The following is a 25,965-nucleotide window of genomic DNA, read 5'->3' as shown; positions in this document are numbered from 1 at the left end:
GATTGGAATGATGAAATTAAAAATGCTTTTTGGATTAGCCGCACTAACGTCTACAGCGGTTATGGCTCAAGGCCCACAATGTAACCATGCGCAACTGCCCTATCAACAAATGACACCAGTGCCGTACGACAGCACACCCTATGTGCCGCAAAACACCATGCCAGAGCAGTGCAGTAACCCAGAAATCGAGGCCTACATTGCTGATTGGGAAGCAGGCAAAATCGACTTTAACACCATCAAACCCAATGACAGCATTGCTGCAGACCAACGTTTTTGTAAAACCTTGGATGACCACGGTAACGTACTCGAAGCCAAAAACTGCGATCCTAAAAACTCACCAGTGGGTTATATCTGGAAAGAACTCTCAGACAGCCCAATGGTTATCGGTATCACCAATGGTTTGAAATCAGACCATGAGCCACATTTCCATGGTCAACCAGAGTGTTACTACGTGGTCAACGGCAGCAGTAAAACACTGGCAAACAATAAATTTGAAACCTTAGCAAAAGGTCAGTACTTCTATATTCCTGGTGCCCATATTCACAACACCCCAATCCTCAATAAAGAAGGTTTAGGTGTGTTTTACTGGTATCCAAACAACGCCCACTTTGATGGATTTAAATACTACTGGCGTAAAGATGTGAAAAACCTACGCGTGGCCGAAGAAGCCTTCGACCGTGTAGATGCCATCCGCAAACGCGACTTAGATTTAGGCCCATACGGCACCAACGAAGCCTTCTTCAAAAAATGATTTAAAAATTAGTCAAAAATGATTTAAAAAACTGAAGTAAAACGCTTCAAAAAAGGGGTTAACACTCACCTGTTAACCCCTTGCCATTCCCCGCCAGCGCGAGACTTAACAACTCACCCTTTCAAACTCAGGCTGAACATCGTACTTTCTAACACATTGAACAATAAAGACTAAAAAGCTACTATCGACAGGCTGATAAGGAGTCTTTATGTCCATCGATTTTTATAACCAAAACGCCAGCTCGTTTTATGCCTCGACGGTAGAAGTCGATTCTTCTTCCCTGCTTGAACAGTTTATCCCTTACTTACCGACAACTGGCAGCGTGCTTGATGCGGGTTGCGGCTCAGGTAGAGACAGTAAACGATTGATTGAACTTGGTTTTCACGTTGATGCCTTTGATGCCAGTGCAGCTCTTGCCACGCTCGCGCAGCAGTTGCTCGGCAAGCCTGTTAGGGTTGCCACCTTTATGCAGTTCACTTCGACTCAGCAATATGACGGTATTTGGGCCTGTGCCTCGCTGCTGCATGTCGCAAAAGCTTCACTACCAGATACCTTCACGCATCTTGCCAGTATGTTGAAATCTGGCGGTGCATTTTACTGTTCATTCAAATATGGACAGGGTGAAGTCGAACGTGATGGACGCAGCTTTACCCACTGTGATGAAGCACTCTTAGCCGAGCTATTAACTGGTTCGCCACTTGTGATTGATAAAGTCTGGCTAACAACCGATTTACGCGTAGGACGTGAAAACGAACAGTGGCTCAATGCAGTACTCCTTAAGCGGTAAACCATGATAGAACAACAAACCTCACTCCACTCAGGCAAAAAACTGTCCTACGGCGGTGCAAACGATCCCTTGCTACCAAGGCTGATCCAAGCCATTAATCACGCCAGTGAAATCGAAATTTCCGTCTCGTTTATCCAACCCTCAGGTCTCGATTTACTGTTTGATCCGCTGCTCGATGCCTTACAAAGTGGTGCCAGCTTAAAACTGCTAACGTCGGATTATCTCTGTATCAGCCATCCTGTTGCCCTGCGCCGTTTGATGCTACTGGCCGAACGTGGTGCCCAGTGCAAAATATTTGTGTGCGGCCAGCAAAGCTTTCATATGAAGTCGTACATTTTTATCCGTAGCGAGCAGGAAGAAATCATCGAAGGTTGCGCATGGATAGGCTCCAATAACATCAGTAAAACCGCGTTATTACACAGCCATGAATGGGCCTTACGCCATGATTTTGAACCGCCACTCACCTCACCCGCGGCGCTTGAGTTTGCCCATATCCGTAAGCAGTTTGACGCAATTTTTAACCACAATCAGAGTCAGTCGCTGACCCATGCGTGGATCGATAGTTACCTTAGTCGCTACCAGCACACTAAGCAGCAACGAGGTATTGCCGCCGTTAGTCTTTACGAAGAACAAGAACATATCGAGCCGCCCACGCCCAATACCGTACAAATGGAGGCATTAGCGGCACTGAAGGCGAGCCGTGAACAAGGTTTCACCAGAGGATTAGTAGTGCTGGCAACCGGCATGGGTAAAACTTGGTTGGCGGCATTTGATGCCCTGCAAACTGAGGCCAAAAAGGTGCTGTTTGTTGCCCACCGAGAAGAGATCCTTATTCAAGCGGAAAAGACCTTTAATCAATTGGTGCCTGAAGCAAAAACAGGTTCGTATAATGGCTTGAATCAAGATGAAAAGGCGGACTATCTGTTTGCATCGGTAGCCACCCTTGGCAAGCAACAGCATCTACAGCGCTTTGCTGCCGATCATTTCGATTATATTGTGGTGGACGAATTCCATCACGCGGCAGCTAAAAGTTACCGCCAACTGCTGGCCTACTTTCGTCCCCAATTTCTCCTTGGTTTAACCGCCACACCAGAGCGTTCGGATCAAGCGGATATCCTTAGCTTATGTGATAACAACCTCGTGTTTGAACGCAATCTAGTGCATGGCATTGATGGGAAATTACTGGTGCCGTTTGATTATCACGGCATTTACGATCAAGCGGTCAATTATCAAGACATCCCTTGGCGAAACGGCAAGTTTGATCCCGACGCTTTGGATAATGCCCTTGCCACCCAACGCCGCGCAGCCCATGTTCTACATCATTGGCAACACAGTAAGCAAAGTCGCACCTTAGCCTTTTGTGTCTCCAAAAAACATGCTGACTTTATGGCGAAGTATTTCACCAGCAAAGGCATTAACGCCATCGCCGTTTACAGCGACTCAAAAGTGCGCCGAAATGAAGCGCTAAAACGCTTAGAACAAGGGCGTATCGAAGTTATTTTCTCCGTCGATTTATTTAATGAAGGCACGGATCTGCCAGCGATTGATACCATTTTGATGATCCGTCCAACCGAGTCAAAAATTCTGTTTTTACAGCAGTTAGGTCGAGGATTGCGTCTTAGCCATCAAACCCAAAAGCAAAAACTGGTTGTGCTTGATTTTATTGGTAATCACGAGTCATTTTTAAATCGGCCGACAACGCTATACAACCTTGGCAGTCTGCGGGAAGTATTAAAAAATCTCAATCAAGTCAACGCGCTGCCCAAAGGTTGCCATGTCAATTTTGATCTTGAACTGATTGAATTTTGGCAAAACTTAGTTAAACAGTTGCGCTTTTCTGTGCAAGAAGAATATCAACAACTTGCGAACCAGTTAGCCCATCGTCCCACCGCCAGCGAGTTTTACCATCACGGGGTTGAGATGAATAAAGTGCGTCAACAAGCACAAAGCTGGTTCCACCTCGTGGCCAGCCAAGAGGCTGAACCGCGCTTCACGGACATGGTGGCGCATTATGGTGATTTTTTGCTGCATGGAGTTGAAACCACCACCATGACAAAATCCTTCAAAGCCATTTTGCTCGAAGCCCTGCTCGAACTCGATGGTTTACGCAATCCGCCCACGCTTGCGGCACTTGCCGAGCGTAGCCATGCCGTATTTTGTCGCCGACCCGATTTAATGGCGCAGGAATTAACGCAGGCAGCCAAACAATTTAAGGCTCAGGATAAAGGCTGGCTAACTTATTGGAAAGACAATCCAATTAAGGCTTTTACAAAGGCCAACAGTAAAACTCCGCCGTGGTTTCAAATAGACGCTAAGCAGCGTTTTGTGGCCACATTTGTAATAGATGAAGCAGATATCGAACTGCTGCATGACTGGGTACAAGAGCTAGTCGATTTGCGTTTAGCGCAATATGTACAGCGCCCGCAGCAAAAAGCCACGGCGAACAAGAGCAATGCCAGCACTAACAACACCAGAAATACCAACACGACAGCAAAACCACTGGCGCAGGTGTTACCTTTTGAGTCAACTCCAACTACCGAAGGAACATTGCTGCCCTTCTATCCTGAACTGAAAATCGCCTGTGGCCACTTTAAGCACGGTTCAGCGCAAAATGCCGAGCAATATTGTGTCCCTGAAGGCCATGGTTTACTTGATCCGAAACGGCACTTTGTTGCCCCCGCATCGGGCAATTCGATGAATGGGGGTAAAAATCCAATTCAAGATGGCGATTTATTGCTGCTGGAATGGGTTACGCCAGAAAGTGCAGGGTCGATCTCAAACCTGACCATGGCGATTGAAACCCAAGACGATACGGGTGATAACCAGTATTTGCTCCGCGTTGTTAGAAAAACAGCACCGAATCAATATGAGCTACACGCCCAAAATCCAGCCTATCAAACAATGTTAGCCACGGACTCAATGAAAACCTTTGCGCGCTTAAAAGCCGTTCTAGAAAGCCAAGATTAGCCTGCTCTAACGACTCACTCGAACGGCTAAAAGTTTCTCAACTCTGCTTTTCAACCTTGTTGATGCTGCCCTTGTATCCGGTGGCATCAACAGCTTTTAGCAGATTGTCGAGGTTATAATCCTCAGCGACTGTCACTACCGCTTGCTCAGTTTTCAAATTGGCTTTGGCCTTAATCACGCCATCGGTTTTGCGCAGGGCTTGATTAACGACGGTAACGCATAATGGGCAAGTCATGCCTTTAACATCGAGTGTGACCAACAGATTGTCTGCCCAAGTGGAGGGCGTAAATCCTAATGATGTGATGACTAATAGGGTCGATAGTGTGGTTAATCGTGTGGTAAATCCTGTGATACGTGATAGTGGCTTCATTCAAACACCTCAAGCAACCAAGGTAAAACAAAGGGATACAGCTGAAAGGCCAGCACAATCGGCACGCTAAGCCAGTAAATGAGCAACATTTGTCCTCGGCTAAACTTGCCGGTGCAAAGCGGCTTTTTGGCAAAGTACAAACGCCAAAACCCAAGCAAGATAAGCCCTGTTGACAGGATCAACATAGGCACTTGTAACCAACCTAAACTCGATAGCCCCGACAGCCCCGCCGCAGAGACGCCAAACACTAAATAGATTAAGGGCGCAATACAACAAAGGCTGGAGGCGATCGCCGCAATCACTGCTGCGGTCATGGTGGCTAACAGCTGCTTAACGCTGTTCGCTTGACTGGTAGTCATAGGCAAATACTTTTGGCTCATAGTAATTGACAGGGTCGCCATCCACTTCAGCGTAAGGGTAACCAAAATTGTTGAGTGGAGTCTGCTCTGCGGCGGGGAATAAGTCAAAGTCACGGCCATAGTTAAAGCCTACCCAATTCATTTCCCAGTTACCAAATAGGTAGTCGTTCACCGCTTGCACTGCAGGGTCGTTATGTTCTTTATTCTCGGTGAGGCGCATTTTAGTCACATCCGCAGGATCGGCGGGTAACCAGCCATAACCAGCAAGGTAGAACATGGCACGGCAATGTTGACCACCAGTGACATCCGCAGCCCCTTTTTCATCAGCACTGCCAAAGGCTTTTTTAGAGTATTTCCCCATCTTGATCGCTTGGCCTAAACGAATACCAAACATCTCACGGGCGGGCACACCCACTGCGCGCATCAGCGCCACAAACACTGAGTTGATATCAGTACATTTTCCACCGAGTTTGCCACTTTCAAGAATCGCGGCCACATCACCATTACCGCAACCTATCACACTGTTATCACGGTACATATTGGCACTCACCCAGTTATAAATGAGTTGTGCTTGTTTGAGTGGTTCGGTCTCTTTACCCACAATCTTATCGGCGGTCTGCTTCACGATACCGTCCACTGGCATATGCTTGGTTGGCTTAAGGTAGATAGCGACTTCAGCAGGATACTCAGGTTTTACTGGCGCGCGATAATGGCTTAACTCGCCGCTTTTAAGGGGTTCCCAATCTTGGGTTTCTATCACTAATTCTAATGTTAAGGTCATTTTACCTTTAGCATCGGGCCAAGTCGCAAACAGGGTTTTGGCGCCATAATGGTTATTAGCACTGATATAAGCATCTTGATAAGTGCCGCTAAAGTTAAGTTTTTCAACCTGTTGAAAGGCCGTGTTTTCGGGTAGCGGCACCCATAACTTCACCACACCTGATGAGCCTTCTGGCGCGACTAATTGATAGGTATTGGTTAAGGTAAAACGGCGACGGCCGCAGGCTTTATCGACCATTGAACCTTGGGTCGACGCCGCCAACACTGGCATCACGGTTCCCGCTGCCGAGAGAATTGCTGCACCTTTCAAAAAATCACGCCTTTGCATTAGACATTCCTTATATGGATAAGTATTAGAAAAAAAGAGACCACTAAAGTACTTGATAGCGATTATAGAAAGTCCCATCTGCACCTCAATAGTGTCGTGGATAGGAATGGGATCGATGTACCAAAAACCCCTTAAAGAGCACATAAATGCAAGAATAGTTAAGATAAGTGGGACATTTTGTCGCAAAGGTATTGAGTTTAGCGGTCGATCAATTCAGTACTCTTAAAAACGTTGTCACACATTACTTATCCATGTTTGGCTCGACAGCCTCTTAACTGATGCATGGTCAAAATGACTAAACACCAAATAAATCAAAATCAAAGTAAAAAAGCCCTGAAGCTCTGCCGGAAAATGAAACTTAGACGTAATTGTTGCAAAATTGTTCCAAAAATAATGGTAAAAAACCACATTCATTCTAGGCTTAAAAATGCACATACCTTACAAAGTAGGTTTATCTATGAAACATAAACTGTTATTCAGTCTCTGTTCTCTCTTACTTGCCACCAGTGCCCAAGCCGAAGTGAATATTTCAGGTTTTGCCTCAGTGGTTGCGGGTAGAGTAATAGATGGCACTGGCGTTGCAGAGTTTGACCTTGGCCCAACCTTCCTAGCTGATTATCCACTCGTGGGCGCATACGATGAAGATATCAGCTTTAAACCCGACACACTTTTTGGTATTCAATTTTCAGCCGATTTACTTGAAGGATTATCCGCCACTGCTCAGGTGGTTTCCCGAGGTGCCGATGACTTTTCAGCCGATTTTGAGTGGGCCTATTTATCCTACGAATTAAATGAACACTGGACGGTACAAGGCGGTAAAAAAAGACTGCCACTCTATTATTACAGTGACTTTTTCGACGTGGGATATGCCTATCCTTGGATCCGTCCACCAGCAGATAACTACACATGGCAAGTCTTTAACTACACGGGTGTCAGCGCATTATATAACTATTTAATGGGTGAATGGACTATGTCAGGACAGGTCTATTACGGCAGTGAAGATAGTGACCCCAATAAATTACTTTCTGATTTCTTCTTCCTAGAGAACACCCGTGAAGTTTGGAAAGATATTGGCGGCATCGTAGTACAATTTAACCGTGATTGGTTAGATATTCGTTTAACCCATATGCAATATACCAATGAACGTTATATTGGCGGCGTACAACAAGAATGGAACGGCAATAAACAAAGAACAGGCAAATTTTACGGCCTATCTGTAAATATTGACTATAACAATTTCTTATTTTTATCTGAGCTGAATCGCTTAGATCTCGATGGTAGTAATCTAGATACTTATCTGGTCACATTGGGATACCGCATTAATTCAGTTATGCCTTTCGTCTCGTATTCTGACTTTGATGATGGTGAAGGTGGGGAAGTTCATCACACTACATCTGCGGGAATTCGCTGGGATTTCCATCCCTCAGCAGCCTTTAAAATTCAATACGATGATGTAAAAGATGAAGGCGGCCCAGGCATGAAGGTCGCCGGAGACTCGCAATCCATCAGCCTCGGCGTTGACTTGGTATTTTAGGAGAGAGACATGAAAAAATTACTTTGCTCAATCCTACTTAGCTTAGTATCAATGCCCATTTGGGCTGGCGTGGTGGTAATTGTTCATCCGAGCAATGGCGATACTATTGATCAAAAAGCAATAGAAAACATTTATCTAGGAAAAACAAAAACCTTTCCTAACGGTGCTTCAGCTGTTCCAGTGAATTTGGACAGTGCCGTACCATTAAGGGAAATCTTTGACTCAAAAGTCTTAGGTAAATCATCGAGTCAACTCAAATCCTATTGGTCACAAAAAGTATTTACCGGTAAAGGAACACCGCCCAAAGAAGTCACTAGTGGGGCAGAAATGATTAAACTTGTTTCTTCAAACCCCAATATTATTGGCTATATTGATAGTAGTGAGGCCAATGATTCGGTCAAAGTGGTTGCCGAATTTTAAGTTGGTGTGCCGGAGTATACTCCGGCACCTTTTGGGGGCTGATAATGAATTTTTTTAACAACGTTTCTATTTTTAAAAAAGTTGGCGCAATTTTTATTTTAGCTGTCGTTATATTCACATTAAATTTAAGCATTAGTGTTATTTCAATTAATAAAAATCGCGCAACGCTTAATTATATGGAGCAACAAGTTTATCAAAGAGTAGAGTTAGCCAATCAAAACGTATTTTTTGTGCAACGACTCGATGAACTTTATACCCAATCGGTTTCCTTTGCAGATGAAGATTTATTGACCAACGCGGAAAATATGTACGAGTCAGTTCGTAAGAATCTACAACAGCTTGATAGCGTTGATCCCTCGCAGGCAAATCAGTTAAACGGCTTATCTAATAAACTCACCCGCTACAATGACATGACGCTAAAGCTAGCTAAAGGCATGCTGGCTGGGACTATCGATATGGCAAATATTGGCCAAATCAGCCAAGAAAAGTCCCAAGCCTTTGAAGCGGTTCTCAATGAGGTACAAGCCTACAAACAGAGTAAAATCATTGAGTTTAAACAAGCGATCAAAGAAGCCGCAGACAGATCAGAGCAAAGCCTGTGGCTAACAGTGTCCTCTGGTATTGCATTACTTATCGTGATGTTTATTGTGACCATTGCAATTGCTCGCTCGATTAGCTCCGCCGCCCATAGCGTTGCCCGCTCGCTTGAAGAACTCGCTGATGGCAAAGGGGATTTAAATCATCAACTCACTGTTTCTGGCACTGATGAGTTAGGCCAAGTCTCCAGCAACTTCAATCGTTTTCTAAGATTACTTGCCGATTCCATCCTCCAAGTGGTGAACGTAACAGACCCGCTGTTAGAGAGTTCACATTCGTTAAAACAGCGGATGGAAGATGCGACTAAAGCGACTCAGCAACAGAGCCAAGATGCGAGTACAGTGCAAGTTTCAATGGAGGATATGCGTCATTCCGTGATTGAAATATCGCAAAATGCTCGACAAGCCGCCAGTGCCGCCCAAGTTGCCGAAAAAGAAGCCATGCAAGGCATGAATGTGGTGCAACGAACCATAGATATCTCCCAAGATCTCAACAAAGGAATTCAAGTTGCTTCAAATTCTATTAATGAGTTAGCTAGAGATACTGAAAATGTCACCTCAATTTTAAATGTGATTACCTCGATTGCAGAACAAACCAATCTGTTAGCGCTAAACGCCGCGATTGAGGCCGCACGTGCGGGTGAACAAGGCCGAGGTTTCGCGGTCGTCGCCGATGAGGTGCGCGCCCTAGCCTCTAAAACCGCCGATGCAACCACTGAAATCCGTCAAGTATTACAAAATCTTAAAACCGCCGCGGTTTCTTCCGTCAATACCATGAATGCCGCCTTAACCAAATCCTCAGAAAATGAAACCAACGCGAAAAATACTGGCCTCGCCTTAAAATCAATCCAAGAGCAAATCGTCAGTATTAATGGAATGAACACGAATATTGCTTCTGCAACCGAAGAACAAGCTTCTGTCGCCTCTCTCGTTGTGAATAATGTGGTTAGTATGAATGCTTCCTTTGACGAAACCTTACAGATTTTGTCACAGGTGCGAAATGTGTCAGAAGGCTTAGTCGATTTTGCCGATGAACTGAAGAATGCGACTTCGCAGTTTAAGCTTTAGCTTGATTCGCACACCTTCAAACAAGCTTTGAGGGTGTGCTCATTTCTCGGGCGTATGGAATGTTTCGAGATTAAATGTTGTTCGTTATGGCAAGATCGTGCTCGTGAAACAAGGAATAACGCCTAGTTATTCTACTTCAGTGTCGAGCAACTTTTATGGCAAAAAGTAAGAGCAAGCGTTTGCCAGAAGACCCCAAGCTCAGATAAATAAATATATATCAAACAGCTTATTGCAATGATAACTACGTTCAATGGACTTGCAATAAGCTCACGATTACCGCGTAAACTCACCTTGTAATCGGCATAAAGAACAAATTTAAGGGCACGACTGAATTTTTCCTGAGTTGATTACCAATCGTAACCCTCTTAACCCCATTAATCCTATTAATCCTATTAATCCTATTAATCCTATTAACCAGAGTTGAGGCTAACGAGGGTATTACCGAGTCATAAAACCGCTATCTAATGCAAATTCATTTGAGTCAAAGCCAAGTTGAGTGTTTCCAATAGCAGCCATCACAAAACATAACAATCTGATATAGCTAAATAAAAAACACAAAAACATTCTAAGGATACAAAAATATTTGCAATAACGATTGCTCTATCGCCAAAAAATGCAAATAATGTTGCAAATTTAGACTTTGGTGATTCAATCATGAAAAGCATTATTCACGCAGAACACGCGCCTCTGGCCATTGGCCCTTATTCCCACGGCACTCGCTATAACAACCTTATTTTTACCTCAGGACAACTGCCAGTATGCAAAGACAAAGGTGGCGTGGTTGATGGCGGCATCAGCGAGCAATCGGTGCAATGCCTTGAGAATCTAAAATACGTGCTCGAAGCTGGCGGCGGCAGCATTGAAACCGTACTTAAAACCACTTGTTACTTAAGCGAAATCAGTGATTTTGCCGCTTTTAACGACGTTTATAAAACCTATTTTAAAACCGACTGCCCAGCGCGCAGCTGTTTTGCGGTGAAGGATCTCCCACTGGGTGTCAAAGTGGAAATCGAAGCCATCGCCCACGTTAACGATTAAGCATCTGTAAGGTTGTAGCCCGATGAAACCCCAATGGCAGCAGTATATTCACATCATCAACCAAGTTGTTAAACCTGCTTTAGGCTGCACAGAGCCGATTGCCGCAGCTTACGCGGCGGCGGTTGCACGCACATTGTTGACTGGTGATCCAGACGCAATTGCAGTGCAGGTCTCTGATAATCTGTATAAAAACTCAATGGGCGTCTATGTGCCTGGAACAGGTAAAATAGGTCTTGCAATTGCCGCCGCCGCTGGCGCACTTGCGGGCAATGCCGATGCGGGCTTAGAAGTCCTTGCCAGCGTCACCCCAGAGCAAGTGGCGCAAGCACAAACCCTTATTGATGCGGGTAAAGTAAAAGTCGAGCGTACCGCGACCGATGAATTTATCTATTGCTGTGTGACCTTAACCGCGGGTGAACAAGAAGCCATGGTGAAAATCTGCGGCGGCCATACTTTAATAGCCGAGAAGCGCCTAAATGGTGAGTTAGTATTTACCGCCGATAACGCCCAAGCCAAGGCTACAGGCTCAATCTGCGACGGCGTCGATATCAATATTGAATCGATTTACCACTTCGCCCAAGAAGTCCCCTTCGAAGAAATCCAATTTATCCTTAAAGCCTCTGAGTTAAATAGCAAATTATCCGATGAAGGTATGTCCAAACCCTATGGATTAGAAGTCGGCCGCACCATGAAAAACGGTATTGCCGCGGGGATTATTGGCGAAGACCTACTCAATAAAATTGTGATGCTAACTGCGGCGGCTTCAGATGCGCGTATGGGCGGCGCTAACCTGCCCGCCATGAGCAATTTAGGCAGTGGTAACCAAGGGATTGCGGCCACGATTCCGGTAGTGATCACGGCTCAGTGTTATAAAGTCAGTGAAGAAAAACTGGCGCGCGCCTTAATTATGAGCCACTTAGGGGCGATTTATATTAAGTCACACTACCCGCCATTATCGGCATTTTGTGGCAATACCGTGACCAGCGCGGCGGCCTCTATGGCGATGGTGTATTTAGCAGGCGGCAGTTTCGAGCAATCCTGCTTTGCGATTCAAAATGTTATCAGCGACAGCTCGGGTATGGTCTGTGATGGTGCGAAAGCCTCCTGCGCTATGAAGGTCAGTACCTCATCGAGTGCGGCGGTGCGCTCCTTCTTAATGGCGCTCAACAGCCAAAACGTTTCTGGGCAAGGCATCATTGCCAAAGATGTTGAGAAGACCATCAAAAACATTGGCAGAATGGTCCTTAATGGTATGTCATCAACGGATGTCACCATTATTAACATCATGTCAGAGTAAGACGGTTATTCCTGATAGGCTTCTGAATAAAGGCTAACATGATGAAATTACATGACTTAACCCAAAGCGATCTGGATATACTCAAGTCGATCGAAAATATCGTCGATGGGATTGCCGCCATGTATGGCCAGCATACAGAGGTAGTGCTGCACAGCTTAGATGCTAAGCATCCTTCGGTGGTCAAAATTGCCAATGGTCATATAACCGGGCGAGAAGTTGGCGCGCCGATTACCAATCTTGCGATACAAAAACTAAAATCGGGACAAGATATTTCTAACGCTTACCTGACAAAATGTGCCAACGGTAAAACACTCAGATCAACCACCACCATTATCCGCAATAGCAAAGAGCAACCGATTGGATTGCTCTGTATCAACACGGATATGGATGCCCCATTGCAATCAGTCCTGCGCACTATGATGCCAGAACAACTGTTTAGTAATGAGCAGACCCATTCACCCGAAGTATTCGCACGCAATATTGATGAGGCGCTACATAGTGCGATTGACAGTGTGAACCACGAAGTTCGTGCTAACGCTGCGATTTCACCTTCACAAAAAAGTCGCGAAATCGTCAATCAACTCCATGAATTAGGGATTTTTGAACTCAAGGATAGCGCCCAAGTAGCAGCTACTCGATTGGGGATTTCAGTGCATTCCATTTACCGCTATTTGCGTGAAATCAAAGCCAATCAAGCTGAAAACGACAAAGCCTCAGCCTAAAATAAAGGGCTAAGATCTAATAACCTTAGTCCTTGCATTTTAGTGTTTTGCGCTCGTTATTGTGTGTCTTGTCCGCTCAAGCCCATCATATTCCATGCCTGTACAGTGCCATCGGCCATTAACGCAATGGCATCAAACAAATTGCTTCGAATCTCACGCATTTGACTCAAATCAACGGCTTGCTTATCTAACGTCATCGCAGGCTCTTCACCCATCCATACAGCAATGGAACCATCTTGGCGTTTAACCGTAAACCCAAAGCCTGTCGGGAAAATATCCGATGCTTGAGTGATTTGAGTTTTAGGTCCAGAGTGACCATCAACCACAGTGCCATCCTGTTTTAAAAAGGCAAACTCCCGCTCATAGGTCACCACCTTGTCCACCTGCGGGATTTCTTGATAACGTGGTTGATGCTGTCCCAAGTCCCAACCTTCCCAAGCAACGGCTGTATTATCCCGACGTAGCGCGACAAATCCCTCATCAAAGGGATAAACCTTATCAATATTTTGCAACTTTTCCTGTATGACTGACGTATCGGCACCATTGAATTTACTGCCCCATACGTACAGTTGACGACTAATGGTTAGAGCGGCAAACGCACCACGATTTGCATAAATATCAATCACTTTATTAGCGCGACTTGTGGTAGATAAACGCGCTGGAAACGTGGCATGATACTCAGTCAATTCGCCCTCACCCCACGAATATACGCTGCCATCAGCCAGCAGTGCCGCAAACCCATGATCGGTGTTAACAACTTTCACAGCAGGCGCTAATTGGCTAAGTTTGGCTAATTGTTCACGGCCTTTTTGCTCATCGCTGGGCCCGCCCCAAGACACTAATTTCCCTGTCGCTGTCCTCGCGGTAAAGGCATTATCATTAGCATAGAGCAAATCGACATGGGTAAGTTCAGAGGCTACGTGACGACTATCGCCGCCATAATCGGCGCCCCCCCAAGTGACTACAGTTCCATCTTGCTTTAAGGCAGCAAAGGCACCTTTGTTAATCAACACTGTGTCAATATTGGTCATAGCAGGCGCGGCATATTGCCCCGAGATCAGTTCGGCAGGCGTTGAATCCAAGTTAGACCAACTCACTACACTGCCATCTTGTTTGATGGCCGCATACAGCACCTCTCCCAACACAAAAGAACGAACACCTGTCAGCACTTGCTTCATCGCCATTCCCCAAGGAATAAGCTTTCCGTCATGGGTTAAGGCCGCAAAACCACAACTATCCTCTGCCGCATATAGGTGTTTTACATTGACTAGAGGCTCGGCGGCATTATTGATATCGCCGCCACAGTCAGGCTCGCCCCATGCCACCACAGTGCCATCTTGCTTGAGCGCCGCAAATGCACTGAGATTACTGTAGATTTGACTCACTTGGGCTAACTGAGCGGGCATCGGGATTTTGGGCGAATCGTCAACCAGCTCAAGGTTGTTCGGGGTGGAAGTGACAACATTATTCACGGCGGATGATGGCCGATGAGCTAAGATCGTGTCAGAAATTTGCTGCTTTAATTCAGGTGATATTTCAGAATCTTGTTTATCAATGAGTAAGTTAACTACATGACCTAAGGCAAAAATTGCTAGCGCCACACCAACCCAGGGAACCTGTTTTTTTTCCACAACTATATCCTTATCGTAACGACAAACTCTCACTGAGTTTAAACGGATGCACAACATCGATGGCTGAGCACTCACTATAATGGGGCGATTGTAACTAAAGAACGAGCAAAATGACATTGCCTTAAAGTCGAGATATTCCATCGCCCTTAAAACAGAAAAGCAGCGATATTCGCTGCTTTTATTCACATCATCCACAGAATTAGCTAATCCCGCTTACCAACCTTTTCTAAGCCCCACACTAAGGCAATCGCCGCTAACATGCACACAATAGCAAACAAGAGTTGTGAGGGCTGGCCAGTCACTTGCTCAAAATTAAGTGGCGAAATATTTTGTTCCAGCAAAGGCACTTGCTCGCCATGGGAGTTGGTCTGCCAGGTTAAGGTTTGTTTCCAAGGCCAAATTTTGCCTAAGGTACCAAGCATCAATCCGGTTAAAAACACGATAGTGGCATCATGGTATTTACGTAGCAGCGCCGACAATAAATGGCTAAATGTCAGTAACCCCATTACGGCCCCCACAGCAAAACACGCTAGAATATCCAGTTGAATATTTTTCGCCGCTGCGAGTACTACAGGATATAAGCCAAGCAATAATAAGATAAAACTGCCCGAAATCCCGGGTAACACCATGGCACAAATCGCAATCGCACCGCCAAAGAAGATATTTAAGTAACTGGCTTCCACCGACACAGGATTAAGCACAGTAATTGCCCAAGCAGCCAACACGCCGAGCACGAATAAACCTAAGCGTGCCAGCGTAAAGCCGCTCACCTGCTTGAGCATATGCACCACAGAAATAATGATTAAGCCAAAGAAGAATGACCAAATCGGAATGGGATGCGCCACCAGCAACCACGAAATCAGCTTAGCGAAGCTAAAAATACTGGTCAGGATCCCCGCCAATAGACTCACTAAAAATCCACCATTGATATGTATAAAAGCGCCTTTTAGCCCCTGCGACTTAATCACACCCCAAAGGGATGGATTGATGCGCTTAACGCTTTCAAGCAAGGTATCAAGAATGCCAGTAATGAAGGCGATGGTGCCGCCCGAAACCCCTGGCACCACATCGGCGGCGCCCATGGCCATGCCCTTAAAATAGGTCAGCAAATATTTCAATGTAAGTCCTTGTTGCTAAATCAATATGTGGTGTCATTGATGACAAATTTGTCGTGATTATACGGTGTTAGCCTAAAAACAGCGAAATGAAGTTTACTTAATTCAGCCGACTGGCAATTATTGTTACCTCAATGTTACACTCATCCGACCAGAAAAAGATAACCGCGCCACTAAGACCTAACATCATCATTGGCCAAAGATTATCCCCCTTAGTTTGCACTCCGATGAAGGATAAACATGAGTACTCACGAAGAAACCCGTACCAAACCTAACAAGGTGCTTGCGCTTTACCACAAGACCCAAGGTTTACCCTTTGGCCAAAAAATCTTCTCAATGATGGTGTCACGTATGGCGCCTTATTTTGGCACCATCAAACCACTGATCACTGAATTGCGCCTTAACTACTGTTCATGTTTAATAAAAAAACGTCATGCTGTTCATAACCATATAAAAACGGTGCACGTGATTGCGATTTGTAATGGCCTAGAAATGGCAATGGGCGTGATGGCCGAAGCCTCGATACCCGCCCATTTACGCTGGATCCCTAAGGGCATGAGTGTGGATTACACCGCCAAAGCGGGCAGCGATATTTTGTGTGTGGCTGAAGTCACGCCAGAGCAATGGGCCCCCGGCGATATGCTGGTGCCCGTAACCGCCTACGACACTCAAGGCGTCGTGGTCGTGAAGGGGCATATCAAATTATGGATTTCAGAAAAGCCGCAAAAATAAGTTAACGCCACCGAGCCAAGGTTAATCGTCAAGCAAGATAACAAGTTAAGTTGTCTTGCCCAAACCTTACGGACTGCTATGCTAAGCAAAACAATCTAACAGGGGGACAACATGGATGAATTTTTACAGGCCGCCATTGATGAAGCCAAACAAGGATTAGCCGAAGGCGGTATCCCCATTGGCTCAGTATTAGTGATTGACGGTAAAATTGTCGCCCGCGGGCATAATAAACGCGTGCAGCAAGGCAGCGCCGTGTTACACGCTGAGATGGATTGCCTCGAAAACGCTGGCAGATTGACCGCCGCCGATTATCAAAAGGCCACGCTCTATTCCACCCTCTCCCCCTGCGATATGTGCAGTGGCGCAATTTTACTCTACGGCATCCCTAAGGTAGTGGTCGGTGAAAATGTCACTTTTCAAGGGCCGGAAGCCTATGTACAGTCCCGCGGAGTCGACGTGACAGTGGTGGACAACCCCGAGTGTAAACAACTGATGCGCGATTTTATCGCCGCCAAGCCACAGCTATGGAACGAAGATATTGGTGAATAGCAACGCTGTTTGTAGCACTTATCGAATGGTCCAGCAGTGATATGCCTTAAGCACCAGTTCGGTGAAGGCCTTGTACCATAAAATTGAACGGAGCTGAGCTCCGACTCGGTTTACCCCATTTCGTGTAGAGAAAGGATGCCTACTATCAAACCTATCACTCAAGCTGCTAAAGATCCTTGGGCAAATCCCTCAAAGGCGAATCACACTCACGATCACTCGATCCCAAGTACTCGCAATGCCAACCTCGATGCGATTCGGGGCTTAGCCGTCTTGGGGATATTTTTTATGAATATCTATTTTATGGGGATAAGTTTTTATGGCTATGCGCCCCATCAAATCCCCTTACTTTCAGACCAAATCCTCCAAAGCGTTAGCAATTTCTTTATTGAAGGGCGCTTTATCAGCCTATTTTCTATCCTTTTTGGTGTTGGGCTTTATATTCAATTTCAGCGATTTAGCAACAAGGGCTTGGCCGCTTATTCGCTGCTAAGCTCACGCTTGAAATGGTTAATTGTCTTTGGCCTGCTCCACGGCATTATTATCTGGCCCGGTGATATTTTACTGACCTATGGGATCAGTGGATTTTTAGCACTTTGTTACCGTGATGCCAGCATCACTGAGTTGAAACGTAAGGCCAATATTTTTATTTTCATTGCCTTAGTGATGATCAGCTTAATAGCGCTTAGCGGCAGTGACGAACTGTTTACCCGCGAATCAGTGCTTTTTGCCGAGCAATACAGCGCTTGGACATCGAGTTACCCCAACCAACTGCTGCTGCATTTAATTCAAGTTGGCTATATGGCGCTCGTGATCCCTTTTACCTTAATGTGGTTTACGGCAGGCTTAATGTTGCTGGGGATGGCACTCTATCAACAGGGCATCTTTGAACAGGGTTTTGACCGTAACACCTTACTCAAACTCGCTTTAGCCACCTTAGTGTTATCCTCCATGGATACCCTATTAGGCTTAACCAAAAACCCCATACTGGTGATGTTTTCAGACATTCTAGTCATGCTGAGTGCTATCCCGATGGCGCTGATTTATATCCATATAGTGGTTTATATCTGCCAAAACCGCTCGACCGTGCTAAAGCCACTGCAAAATGTCGGCAAACTCACCTTTAGCCTTTATATTCTGCAATCTATCGTTGGCGTATTTATCTTTCGCCACTTTGCCCCTGAGTTACTGTTAACCCTCAATAGAGGCGGTTATATGGCAATAGCCTTGGGTTATTCGCTACTGCAATTGCTGCTTGCGAGTGTATATTTACGCTACTTTAAGCAAGGGCCGCTCGAAAAACTCTGGCGCCACCTCGCCTTTAAATCCATTCGTCCCAAGTACCAGAACAAATGAACAACAAAAAAACGACTCACACCCGCTCGCCCCGCGCCTCAAAGCCGAGAGTGATTCACAGCAAGGCGAGTTCGATGCCATTGTTATTAACGCTGGTCTTTCTCGCCATGTTAATTGGCGCGGCTTGGTGGCATATGCTGCCAGTCGCGATTGCTGGTTTATATCTGGCGCTGAGTTTATGCACTTTTTTCACCTACGCCGTTGATAAATCAGCCGCTAAAAGAGGTAAATGGCGCACCAAAGAAAGTACTTTGCACCTCATGTCGCTGATGGGCGGCTGGCCCGGTGCACTGTTTGCCCAGCACCTTCTACGCCATAAATCAGTAAAAACGGCCTTTCGTAAACTATTTTGGCTAACGGTAGTAACCAACTTGGCCTTGCTGGGTTATGGGCTCCAAACCGGAGTGATGGATAGATTGATTTAAAGCGCGCATATCCAATCAACCTGAAATCCCCAATCAACCTGAAGATACGAATGTCAGAGTGCCTACAAGTTGTAGAGCCCTTAGGGACGCCAATTCAAGGCGCATACATAACCAAATGTCGGCCACATTTGGAATTAACACAATACGGAAGTCGCAATGAAAAAATTAGCCCCGTTAACCGTTACTTCTTTTAACGGGGAAATTTATAGCTATATCAGTACTTAAAACCAGCTTAGGGCAATACTGATAATGACCCCTGTGATAATCAACTGCATTAAACAGAATCCCATGATATCCCGCGCCTTTAATCCGGCGATGGCCAGCACAGGTAGAGCCCAGAAAGGCTGAATAAGATTGGTCCATGCATCACCCCAAGCCACCGCCATAGCAACACGTGCCACATCGGCGCCCAGCGCTTCAGACGCTGGCAACATAATCGGCGCCTGCACCGCCCATTGTCCGCCGCCCGAAGGCACAAAAATGTTCACAATGCCTGCGCTGATAAAGCTCCAAAATGGCAGGCTTTCAGCGCTGGCAATGGCTACAAATCCTTCGGAGATACTTTGGGCTAAACCTGATTGCATCATCACCGCCATAATGCCTGCGTAGAAGGGGAACTGAATCACAATGCCCGCGCCGCCTTTAATCGCTTCGTTAAGACTCAGCAATAAACTGCGTGGCGTTTGATGCAACACTATGGCAAGGAACAAAAATAAAAAGTTAACTAAATTAAGGTTTAAGCTGCCGCCCTGCACTGCAAAGTAATAGCCTAAATACACCAGCCCTGCGCCGCCCACACTCCAGCCCAGTAAACGGCTATTTTCTAATGTATCTGCGGGACGAGTAATAGCGTTTGGCACATGTCCTGTGTTGCTCTCTTCACTACTCACATCTTCAAGCGCCTTAGGATCGACATAGATGCTGTCTTTGTCTTCTGGCAACATAAAACGGTTTACCAGTGGCATCACCACAAACAAAATCAGTACTAACAGCAAGTTAAAACTGGCAAAAATGGTCTCACTGGTAGAGATAATGCCAATTTGTGATTCTGAGAAATGCCCCGCAGTGGCAATGGTTAACGGAATAGACCCCGCCAAGCCGCCGTGCCAAACCACAAAACCCGAGTACGCACTGGCAACCAATAAACGGTAATCCACTCGTACCTTACGGGCCAACGCCTTGGCAAATAACGCGCCGACTACCAAACCAAAGCCCCAGTTAATCCAACTGGCAGCCAGAGAAACCAGCGTCACTAAGATAATCGCCTGCGGCGCAGACTTAGCCAAGCCGGCGATGGCATCGAGCAATTTTTTTATCGGTGGTGAGCTGGCGAGCATAAATCCCGCCACCAGCACTAACAGCATCTGCATCGAAAAACTCAGCAGTGCCCAAAAGCCATCGCCCCAGTAACTGATGACGTCCATAGGTGTTTTTTGCTCGGCGACCACGGCCGAAATCATCACGACTAACGTGAGGAGTAAGACAAAAATATAGGGATCGGGCAAATAACGGTCGACAAGCTTGACCAACGGTTTTGCGGCTTTGGTTAACATAGGACTATCCTTGTTTATTCTTCTTATCTGTTTTTATTGAGTTTTTATAGAGTCTAATGCCACAGGTTAAGCGATATCTAAAGCTGGATAAAGCCTTCGGATGCTTTTAAAGCGTGAGAAAATGTAACGCGAATCATCCACGGCTACGCGCACGAACATCGCTAGCCTCTCACGCTAAAAAACTGATAACATAGCCAAAATTGACTAAGGTGTTCCTTAAAATGAAAATGTTACTTGCCGTTGTTGTGATTGCTGGGGTGATTTTTTACTTCTTTACCTCGATGAATAACCAAAAAGCGGCCCAAGAAAATATCCGTTTAGGTAATGAGTTTTTAGCGCAAAACAAAACCAAAGAAGGTGTACTCAGCACTGCTTCAGGTTTGCAATATCAAGTGTTAAATCAAGGCTCAGGCACTGTTCATCCCAAGGCGAGCGATACAGTGACCGTGCATTACCATGGCACTTTGATCGACGGTACCGTATTTGATAGCTCGGTCGAGCGCGGTGAGCCCATTGCCTTCCCGTTGGATCGGGTGATTAAAGGTTGGACCGAAGGCGTGCAACTGATGGTCGAAGGCGATAAGTATCGCTTCTTTATTCCAAGTGAGCTTGCCTACGGCAATCGTAGTACAGGCAAAATTGGCGGTGGTTCGGTACTGATTTTTGATGTTGAACTGTTGAAGATAAATTAATTTCTGCATTAAAAACAAAGCCCTGCATTGCAGGGCTTTGTTTATTGCTATATCCGCTGTTTACGAATCAGCTTTATCCGAAAAATCCCTTGCCAAGATCACTGATAAACCACGGCAAACCAAGGTTTCCATATCATCGACGCGATTAATCTTCATTTCGGCTAATGGCGCACTCAAGGCCATGCGTCTTAAACTGTCCAGACATCCTTTATAGTAAGGCGCACTGTTCATCATGCCGCCCGCTAACCAGATCCGATTAGGATTAAAGAGATTTACCGCCCATGCGAGTCCCATACCAAGATAAGTACCTGCACGGTATACATCATCGGCAGTAGAAATCTTCCGACTACGGATAGAATCACCACTCGCAAGCTGCTCTAAAGTGAACTCCCCCGATTCTGTCATCACTCGGCAATGCCCTAACTCACCAGCGACGCCAGTTGCACCGGTGTACGCTTTGCCGTTAAAGGCAATCGACATACCGATACCGGTGCCACACATGACTAACAACTCACAGGCATATTTTTCGTCACAGGTTGCCTGCATGCCCGCATCGATATCATTACAGATAAACTTAAGCTGACCTTGGGTTTTCAAGGTATCAAAACTCAACCCATTTAAACCGGGCAAGGATTTACAAGATACCAAACGATTCTGTTGTACAAGCCCTGGTACAGCGATCGCTAAATGGTAATACTGTAAATCATAATCCCGTTCCAACGCCGCGATTTGATTATTTAAGTCTTCTATTTTAAAGCCGTCACCCGTGGGGATTTTATATTGTTCTGTATGCCCCTTGAGTTGAAGTTCGAACAGGGCTTTGCTACCGCCCACGTCTATTGTTAATGTTTGCATCGCCAACTCCACTGATACATGTGCTCCCCTCTGACCCCGAGCGGAGATGGCGAATGTTAGCATAATGGGTCAATATTAGCGATTGAATAAAACTTAAGTAGCTAATTTGTAAGAATTAGTCATGATTCCAGAGTGATTAAGATAACAATTCAATTTGATTATTAGCGAGAGATCACAGCCATTTTCATCACAAAATGTTGCCTAAAAAACAAAATTGTATACAAAATCCTTTATTCCATACCTTGCAACTTCGTTGCTGAGCTTGCGATAATCGCTGTCAATTTGCATCCTTTTCGCCAGCATTACCCATGATAATTTGGCAGCCTACCTTTGTAGCCCATGCCATCAATTTGGAGCCCCTATGTCGTTACTTTCGTCGTCACAACCATTGCAATCAAATAAGATTGCCAACCGTCTTGCCGCCATTCGTAGCGAGCTAGCAAACGCCAACCTAGACGCCTTTATTATTCCGCGCGCCGATGAGTATTTAGGCGAATATGTGCCAGAGCACAATGAGCGTCTTTATTGGGCGACGGATTTTACCGGTTCAGCCGGCATGGCTATTGTCCTAAAAGACAAAGCCGCCATTTTTACCGATGGTCGATATACGGTACAAGTGCGTTTACAGGTCGATGCAAACCTCTTTAGCTATGAAAGCCTGACAGACACTCCGCAAATCGAATGGTTATGCGACACGTTACCCGCAGGTTCACGTGTCGGATTTGATGCCCGTTTACACACCTTAGCCTGGTTTGAAAACGCCAAAGCGACGTTAGCGAAAGCCCAAATTGAACTGGTTGCCGTCGAACAGAATCCGATTGATAAGCACTGGCAAAATCGACCTGCACCGTCGAGCGCTGCTATCACCTTATTTAGTAATGAAAGTGCGGGTAAGACCAGCCTGCAAAAACGGACCGAGATTGGCGCACTAGTCAAAAAAGCCGGCGCCGATGTTGCGCTGATTGCCGCTTTAGATTCTTTCTGCTGGCTGCTCAATATCCGTGGCAACGACGTGCCGCGTCTGCCTGTCGTGCTCGGCTGCGCGCTACTTCACGCCAATGGTGATATGCAGCTGTTTACCGATTTGAGCAAACTCCCAAAAGGCATTGAGGAACACGTTGGAACGGGTGTGAGCTTTAACAGTGAAGCCGCCCTTGCCGATACCTTGGCAAGTTTGCAGGGCGTGAAACTGCTGGCCGATCCCGACTCTGCTAACGCTTGGGCGCAAAATCTTGCCCGCGATGCTGGCGCCAAATTGATTGCCGGTATCGACCCAGTCTCTCTGCCTAAAGCCCAAAAAAATGCCGCCGAATTAGCAGGTATGCGCGCCAGCCACATCCGTGATGGTGTCGCTGTCAGTCGTTTTCTTGCATGGCTCGATGCTGAAGTCGCGGCTAATCGTCTGCACGATGAAGCCACTCTTGCCGACAAGTTAGAGAGTTTCCGCCTCGAAGATCCCAAGTATCGCGAGCCAAGCTTCGACACCATCTCCGCCGCTGGCGCCAATGCGGCCATGTGTCACTATAACTATAACAATGGCACGCCTGCGATGATGACGATGAACAGCATCTACTTAGTGGATTCTGGCGCTCAATATCTGGACGGCACCACAGACGTCACCCGCACCATAGCCATTGGCGAAGTGAGTGATGAACAGAAAAAGATGGTGACACTGGTACTTAAAGGCCATATCGCCTTAGATCAAGCCCGCTACCCTAAAGGCACGACAGGCCAACAACTCGATGCTTTTGCCCGCCAATATCTGTGGCAACATGGCTTTGATTACGACCACGGCACAGGCCATGGCGTCGGTCATTTCCTGAGTGTGCATGAAGGCCCACAGCGCATCGGTAAAAATCTTAATGCTATCGCCTTAATGCCTGGCATGGTGTTATCAAATGAGCCAGGTTATTACCGCGCCGACAGTTTTGGCATTCGCCTCGAAAACCTAGTGGTAGTGCAGCATTGCGAAGCCTTAAAGGGTGCCGAGCGTGAAATGTATGAATTCGATGCCCTAACGCTGATCCCCATGGATGCCCGCCTTATCGATAAGAGCCTGTTAACCCAAGGCGAAATCGACTGGTTTAATGCTTACCATCAGAAAGTGTTTAATACCCTGTCGCCATTAATGTCAGGCAGTGAGCTTGAGTGGCTGACAAAAGCAACACAAGCTATCTAACCCCCACAGGTAAATCTCATTAAATAAGCCCAAGACGATTGTCTTGGGCTTATTGTTTTCGCCTAATAAAATCACACCATCTTAGGCTGCGCTACAGTCGACTGGGGATCATCCAGCAACGAAGCTTTTGAAAGCACCTCAAACTCGGTATGAATTTGCATAAAACAATCGACTAACACAGGATCAAAATGTTTGGCTCGGCCCTCAAGAATCATGGCTTTGGCATCTTCATGAGTAAAAGGACGCTTATAGCAGCGTGGCGATGTTAACGCATCATAAACATCGACTAGAGCGACAATTCTTGCGGATAAGGGAATATTTTCTTCTTTTAATCCAAGTGGATAACCACTACCATCCCATTTTTCGTGGTGTCCAGAGGCAATATCTCTACCCATTTTGATAAAGGTGCATTGGGGAGCATACTCTAACAAACTGGCCAGCACCTGACCCCCAATAACGGGATGCGCCTTAATTTGTTCAAACTCATCTGGAGTTAACCGGCCTGGTTTTAGCAAAATCGCATCGGCAATGCCAACTTTGCCTATGTCATGCAAAATTGCCGATAAGCTAATATCTTGGATAAAGTCTTCATCTAATTCTGGAGGCGAATTGTCAGCCAACATTCGCTGGGTAGCGAGCATTTTTGAGTATTGCCGCATTCTCAACAAATGCGCTCCGGTTTCATTATCTCGATATTCAGCAAGCTTAGCTAAACCCAGTACAGTCGCTTGCCGAGAAGCTAGTGTAGAATCGAGGGAGGAGGTTAACTTGCCTAAGAGATAAGCAATAGTCAGGGTTACCATCGCATTGGTTACGAGGAAATTGATTGAAACAACAGCCCAAATGCCAGTGCTATATCCTTGAGTGACGGGCCAAATCAGCCACTCATAATGATACGCCACCCCAATCAAAATTAAGCTCACACCATTTAAAACTTGGGCGTATATGCTCGCCTTAGTGCCTAAAAAAATGTTACTCAGCGGAGGAAAAATAAATAGCCAGAAAAATCCAGCGCCTGACGGCCCTATCGCAATAAGAAATCCAACACCAATGGCATAGGCAAGCAAACATCCTAAACTAAATCTAAGCCGATCAGAAAAATGAGGATAAAAAAGCAATAAGACTAATAAGAAATATGCAAAGGTATCAAAAATCGCCATGCCCCATAAATCGGCAGCAATACAAAGATAAACACTGGTGAAATACACAGGCACACACAGGATCGCAAGAAACCCAAATAACCGTTTAAAAATCACTCGGCGCCAATGAGTTAAACCTGATGTATAACGAGCAAAGTCACTCGGCAGTGCTCTTGCCATAAAAATCCCTTTGCAATCAAGTACTACCTTTGGATGATTTAAAGCCTAAGTTCACAATTTATCGACCTAGGTCTCGCAATTTTATTTAACAAGATAATGACTTGCACAAAACCAATTAAATGCGGACTAAAACCCATAATGCTTAAAAATGTGTTCACATTACGACTGCCTGCTGACATTTATGAAATTAAATTTGGCTCCTTCTGCCAAGCTAGCGCTCGCCGAAATAAGGAATGAAGTGTCATTCTTTTATTCAAATAACGAACGGTTCTTAAGACTGAGTAAGCGTAAATGCTTGCCATAAAACCCATTTAGGCAGCATTTATTTATCTTAGCGCCCTTTTATGCAAAAGCACTGCATCTACGGACTTTACCTTGCACAAATGCCATTAAATTCGCCCAAATAATCCTTAAACATCAACACGCCTAACAAGTTTAGTCAAAGACGCCAAGAATGGTTGCCATATATTGAGGATTCTCCCGAATAACTTCATCTCACATGAAGGTGAATATGACATAAATTTGGCTACAAGACAGGATAAACA

23 protein-coding genes are annotated in these 25,965 nt (G+C 45.8%); 15 read left to right on the top strand and 8 right to left on the bottom strand.

The genetic code is table 11. From position 1 onward, the window contains the following. Positions 1 to 7 precede the first annotated feature (7 nt). From M0413_RS00490 to M0413_RS00480, 3 genes are all read left to right on the top strand, one after another. The gene (locus tag M0413_RS00490) at positions 8 to 751 is read left to right on the top strand and encodes a cupin domain-containing protein (protein ID WP_249552780.1); all 744 of its coding nucleotides are present in this window, start codon (positions 8 to 10) and stop codon (positions 749 to 751) included. A gap of 208 nt (positions 752 to 959) precedes the next feature. Beyond that, positions 960 to 1,538: a class I SAM-dependent methyltransferase gene (locus M0413_RS00485; RefSeq protein WP_218738184.1), complete on the top strand. Its 579-nt coding sequence runs from the start codon at positions 960 to 962 to the stop codon at positions 1,536 to 1,538. Between the two features lie 3 nt (positions 1,539 to 1,541). Next, positions 1,542 to 4,505 (top strand): DEAD/DEAH box helicase family protein, encoded by a 2,964-nt coding sequence (locus tag M0413_RS00480; RefSeq protein ID WP_249552779.1) that lies wholly within the window; start codon positions 1,542 to 1,544, stop codon positions 4,503 to 4,505. Positions 4,506 to 4,542: 37 nt separating this feature from the next. Here the strand turns inward: M0413_RS00480 and M0413_RS00475 are convergent, their stop codons facing one another. The 3 genes from M0413_RS00475 to M0413_RS00465 are packed head-to-tail and all read right to left on the bottom strand — an operon-like array spanning position 4,543 to position 6,342. After that, positions 4,543 to 4,875 carry a heavy-metal-associated domain-containing protein gene (locus M0413_RS00475; RefSeq protein WP_249552778.1) on the bottom strand — a complete coding sequence of 111 codons (333 nt, stop codon included), beginning with the start codon at positions 4,873 to 4,875 and terminating at the stop codon, positions 4,543 to 4,545. After that, positions 4,872 to 5,189 carry a membrane protein gene (locus M0413_RS00470; protein WP_037416095.1) on the bottom strand — a complete coding sequence of 106 codons (318 nt, stop codon included), beginning with the start codon at positions 5,187 to 5,189 and terminating at the stop codon, positions 4,872 to 4,874. The genes M0413_RS00475 and M0413_RS00470 overlap by 4 nt, the downstream gene beginning before the upstream one ends. Before the next feature lie 16 nt (positions 5,190 to 5,205). After that, positions 5,206 to 6,342, bottom strand: coding sequence for a transglutaminase domain-containing protein (locus M0413_RS00465; RefSeq protein WP_249552777.1), 1,137 nt, complete (start codon positions 6,340 to 6,342; stop codon positions 5,206 to 5,208). Between the two features lie 457 nt (positions 6,343 to 6,799). Between M0413_RS00465 and M0413_RS00460 the strand changes: the two genes are divergently transcribed. The 6 genes from M0413_RS00460 to M0413_RS00435 all read left to right on the top strand — a co-directional run bounded on the left by M0413_RS00460 (position 6,800) and on the right by M0413_RS00435 (position 13,017). Then, complete coding sequence (locus tag M0413_RS00460; protein WP_037415766.1) at positions 6,800 to 7,876, top strand: hypothetical protein; 1,077 nt, start codon at positions 6,800 to 6,802, stop codon at positions 7,874 to 7,876. Positions 7,877 to 7,885: 9 nt separating this feature from the next. After that, positions 7,886 to 8,296, top strand: a complete 411-nt coding sequence (locus tag M0413_RS00455; protein ID WP_249552776.1) for a type 2 periplasmic-binding domain-containing protein — start codon at positions 7,886 to 7,888, stop codon at positions 8,294 to 8,296. 44 nt (positions 8,297 to 8,340) lie between these two features. Then, on the top strand, positions 8,341 to 9,960 hold the full coding sequence (locus M0413_RS00450) for a methyl-accepting chemotaxis protein (protein ID WP_037415762.1): 1,620 nt from the start codon (positions 8,341 to 8,343) through the stop codon (positions 9,958 to 9,960). Between the two features lie 654 nt (positions 9,961 to 10,614). Beyond that, positions 10,615 to 10,998, top strand: a complete 384-nt coding sequence (locus M0413_RS00445) for a RidA family protein (RefSeq protein WP_037416092.1) — start codon at positions 10,615 to 10,617, stop codon at positions 10,996 to 10,998. A 22-nt stretch (positions 10,999 to 11,020) separates the two neighbouring features. Next, on the top strand, positions 11,021 to 12,295 hold the full coding sequence (locus tag M0413_RS00440; RefSeq protein ID WP_099457715.1) for an L-cysteine desulfidase family protein: 1,275 nt from the start codon (positions 11,021 to 11,023) through the stop codon (positions 12,293 to 12,295). A gap of 41 nt (positions 12,296 to 12,336) precedes the next feature. Next, positions 12,337 to 13,017 carry a helix-turn-helix transcriptional regulator gene (locus M0413_RS00435; RefSeq protein WP_249552934.1) on the top strand — a complete coding sequence of 227 codons (681 nt, stop codon included), beginning with the start codon at positions 12,337 to 12,339 and terminating at the stop codon, positions 13,015 to 13,017. Positions 13,018 to 13,073: 56 nt separating this feature from the next. On the opposite strand, the gene M0413_RS00430 is transcribed toward M0413_RS00435, so the two are convergent. Next, entirely contained in the window at positions 13,074 to 14,648 is a 1,575-nt protein-coding gene (locus M0413_RS00430) for an RCC1 domain-containing protein (RefSeq protein WP_249552775.1), read from the bottom strand. 203 nt (positions 14,649 to 14,851) lie between these two features. Further along, positions 14,852 to 15,766 (bottom strand): polyprenyl-phosphate transporter, encoded by a 915-nt coding sequence (locus M0413_RS00425; RefSeq protein ID WP_037415751.1) that lies wholly within the window; start codon positions 15,764 to 15,766, stop codon positions 14,852 to 14,854. A 237-nt stretch (positions 15,767 to 16,003) separates the two neighbouring features. Between M0413_RS00425 and M0413_RS00420 the strand changes: the two genes are divergently transcribed. The 4 genes from M0413_RS00420 (at position 16,004) to M0413_RS00405 (ending at position 18,822) form a co-directional block, all read left to right on the top strand. Continuing rightward, positions 16,004 to 16,495: a hotdog fold domain-containing protein gene (locus M0413_RS00420; RefSeq protein ID WP_037415749.1), complete on the top strand. Its 492-nt coding sequence runs from the start codon at positions 16,004 to 16,006 to the stop codon at positions 16,493 to 16,495. Between the two features lie 111 nt (positions 16,496 to 16,606). Next, complete coding sequence (locus M0413_RS00415; protein WP_037415746.1) at positions 16,607 to 17,044, top strand: nucleoside deaminase; 438 nt, start codon at positions 16,607 to 16,609, stop codon at positions 17,042 to 17,044. A 135-nt stretch (positions 17,045 to 17,179) separates the two neighbouring features. Next, a complete protein-coding gene (locus M0413_RS00410; RefSeq protein WP_249552774.1) occupies positions 17,180 to 18,397 on the top strand; it encodes a DUF418 domain-containing protein in 1,218 nt (405 codons plus the stop codon). Then, a complete protein-coding gene (locus M0413_RS00405; protein ID WP_249552773.1) occupies positions 18,394 to 18,822 on the top strand; it encodes a DUF1294 domain-containing protein in 429 nt (142 codons plus the stop codon). Before M0413_RS00410 ends, M0413_RS00405 begins: the two co-directional genes overlap by 4 nt. Before the next feature lie 221 nt (positions 18,823 to 19,043). On the opposite strand, the gene M0413_RS00400 is transcribed toward M0413_RS00405, so the two are convergent. Then, the gene (locus M0413_RS00400; RefSeq protein ID WP_249552772.1) at positions 19,044 to 20,375 is read right to left on the bottom strand and encodes a short-chain fatty acid transporter; all 1,332 of its coding nucleotides are present in this window, start codon (positions 20,373 to 20,375) and stop codon (positions 19,044 to 19,046) included. 221 nt (positions 20,376 to 20,596) lie between these two features. Here M0413_RS00400 and bamJ point away from each other — a divergent pair, with 221 nt between their 5' ends. Beyond that, positions 20,597 to 21,067, top strand: coding sequence for a BamJ family beta-barrel-assembly machinery protein (gene bamJ / locus M0413_RS00395; RefSeq protein WP_037415735.1), 471 nt, complete (start codon positions 20,597 to 20,599; stop codon positions 21,065 to 21,067). A 60-nt stretch (positions 21,068 to 21,127) separates the two neighbouring features. Here the strand turns inward: bamJ and M0413_RS00390 are convergent, their stop codons facing one another. Beyond that, positions 21,128 to 21,922, bottom strand: a complete 795-nt coding sequence (locus M0413_RS00390) for an ROK family protein (protein ID WP_249552771.1) — start codon at positions 21,920 to 21,922, stop codon at positions 21,128 to 21,130. Between the two features lie 361 nt (positions 21,923 to 22,283). Here M0413_RS00390 and M0413_RS00385 point away from each other — a divergent pair, with 361 nt between their 5' ends. Beyond that, positions 22,284 to 24,101: an aminopeptidase P family protein gene (locus M0413_RS00385; RefSeq protein ID WP_249552770.1), complete on the top strand. Its 1,818-nt coding sequence runs from the start codon at positions 22,284 to 22,286 to the stop codon at positions 24,099 to 24,101. A gap of 71 nt (positions 24,102 to 24,172) precedes the next feature. Here the strand turns inward: M0413_RS00385 and M0413_RS00380 are convergent, their stop codons facing one another. After that, entirely contained in the window at positions 24,173 to 25,420 is a 1,248-nt protein-coding gene (locus M0413_RS00380; RefSeq protein WP_099457709.1) for an HD-GYP domain-containing protein, read from the bottom strand. Positions 25,421 to 25,965: the final 545 nt, after the last annotated feature.

Origin of the sequence: Shewanella sp. 8A, assembly GCF_023475945.1 — a bacterium.
Taxonomy (GTDB): Bacteria; Pseudomonadota; Gammaproteobacteria; order Enterobacterales; family Shewanellaceae; genus Shewanella; species Shewanella xiamenensis.
This window is presented reverse-complemented; position numbering and strand designations above follow the sequence as displayed.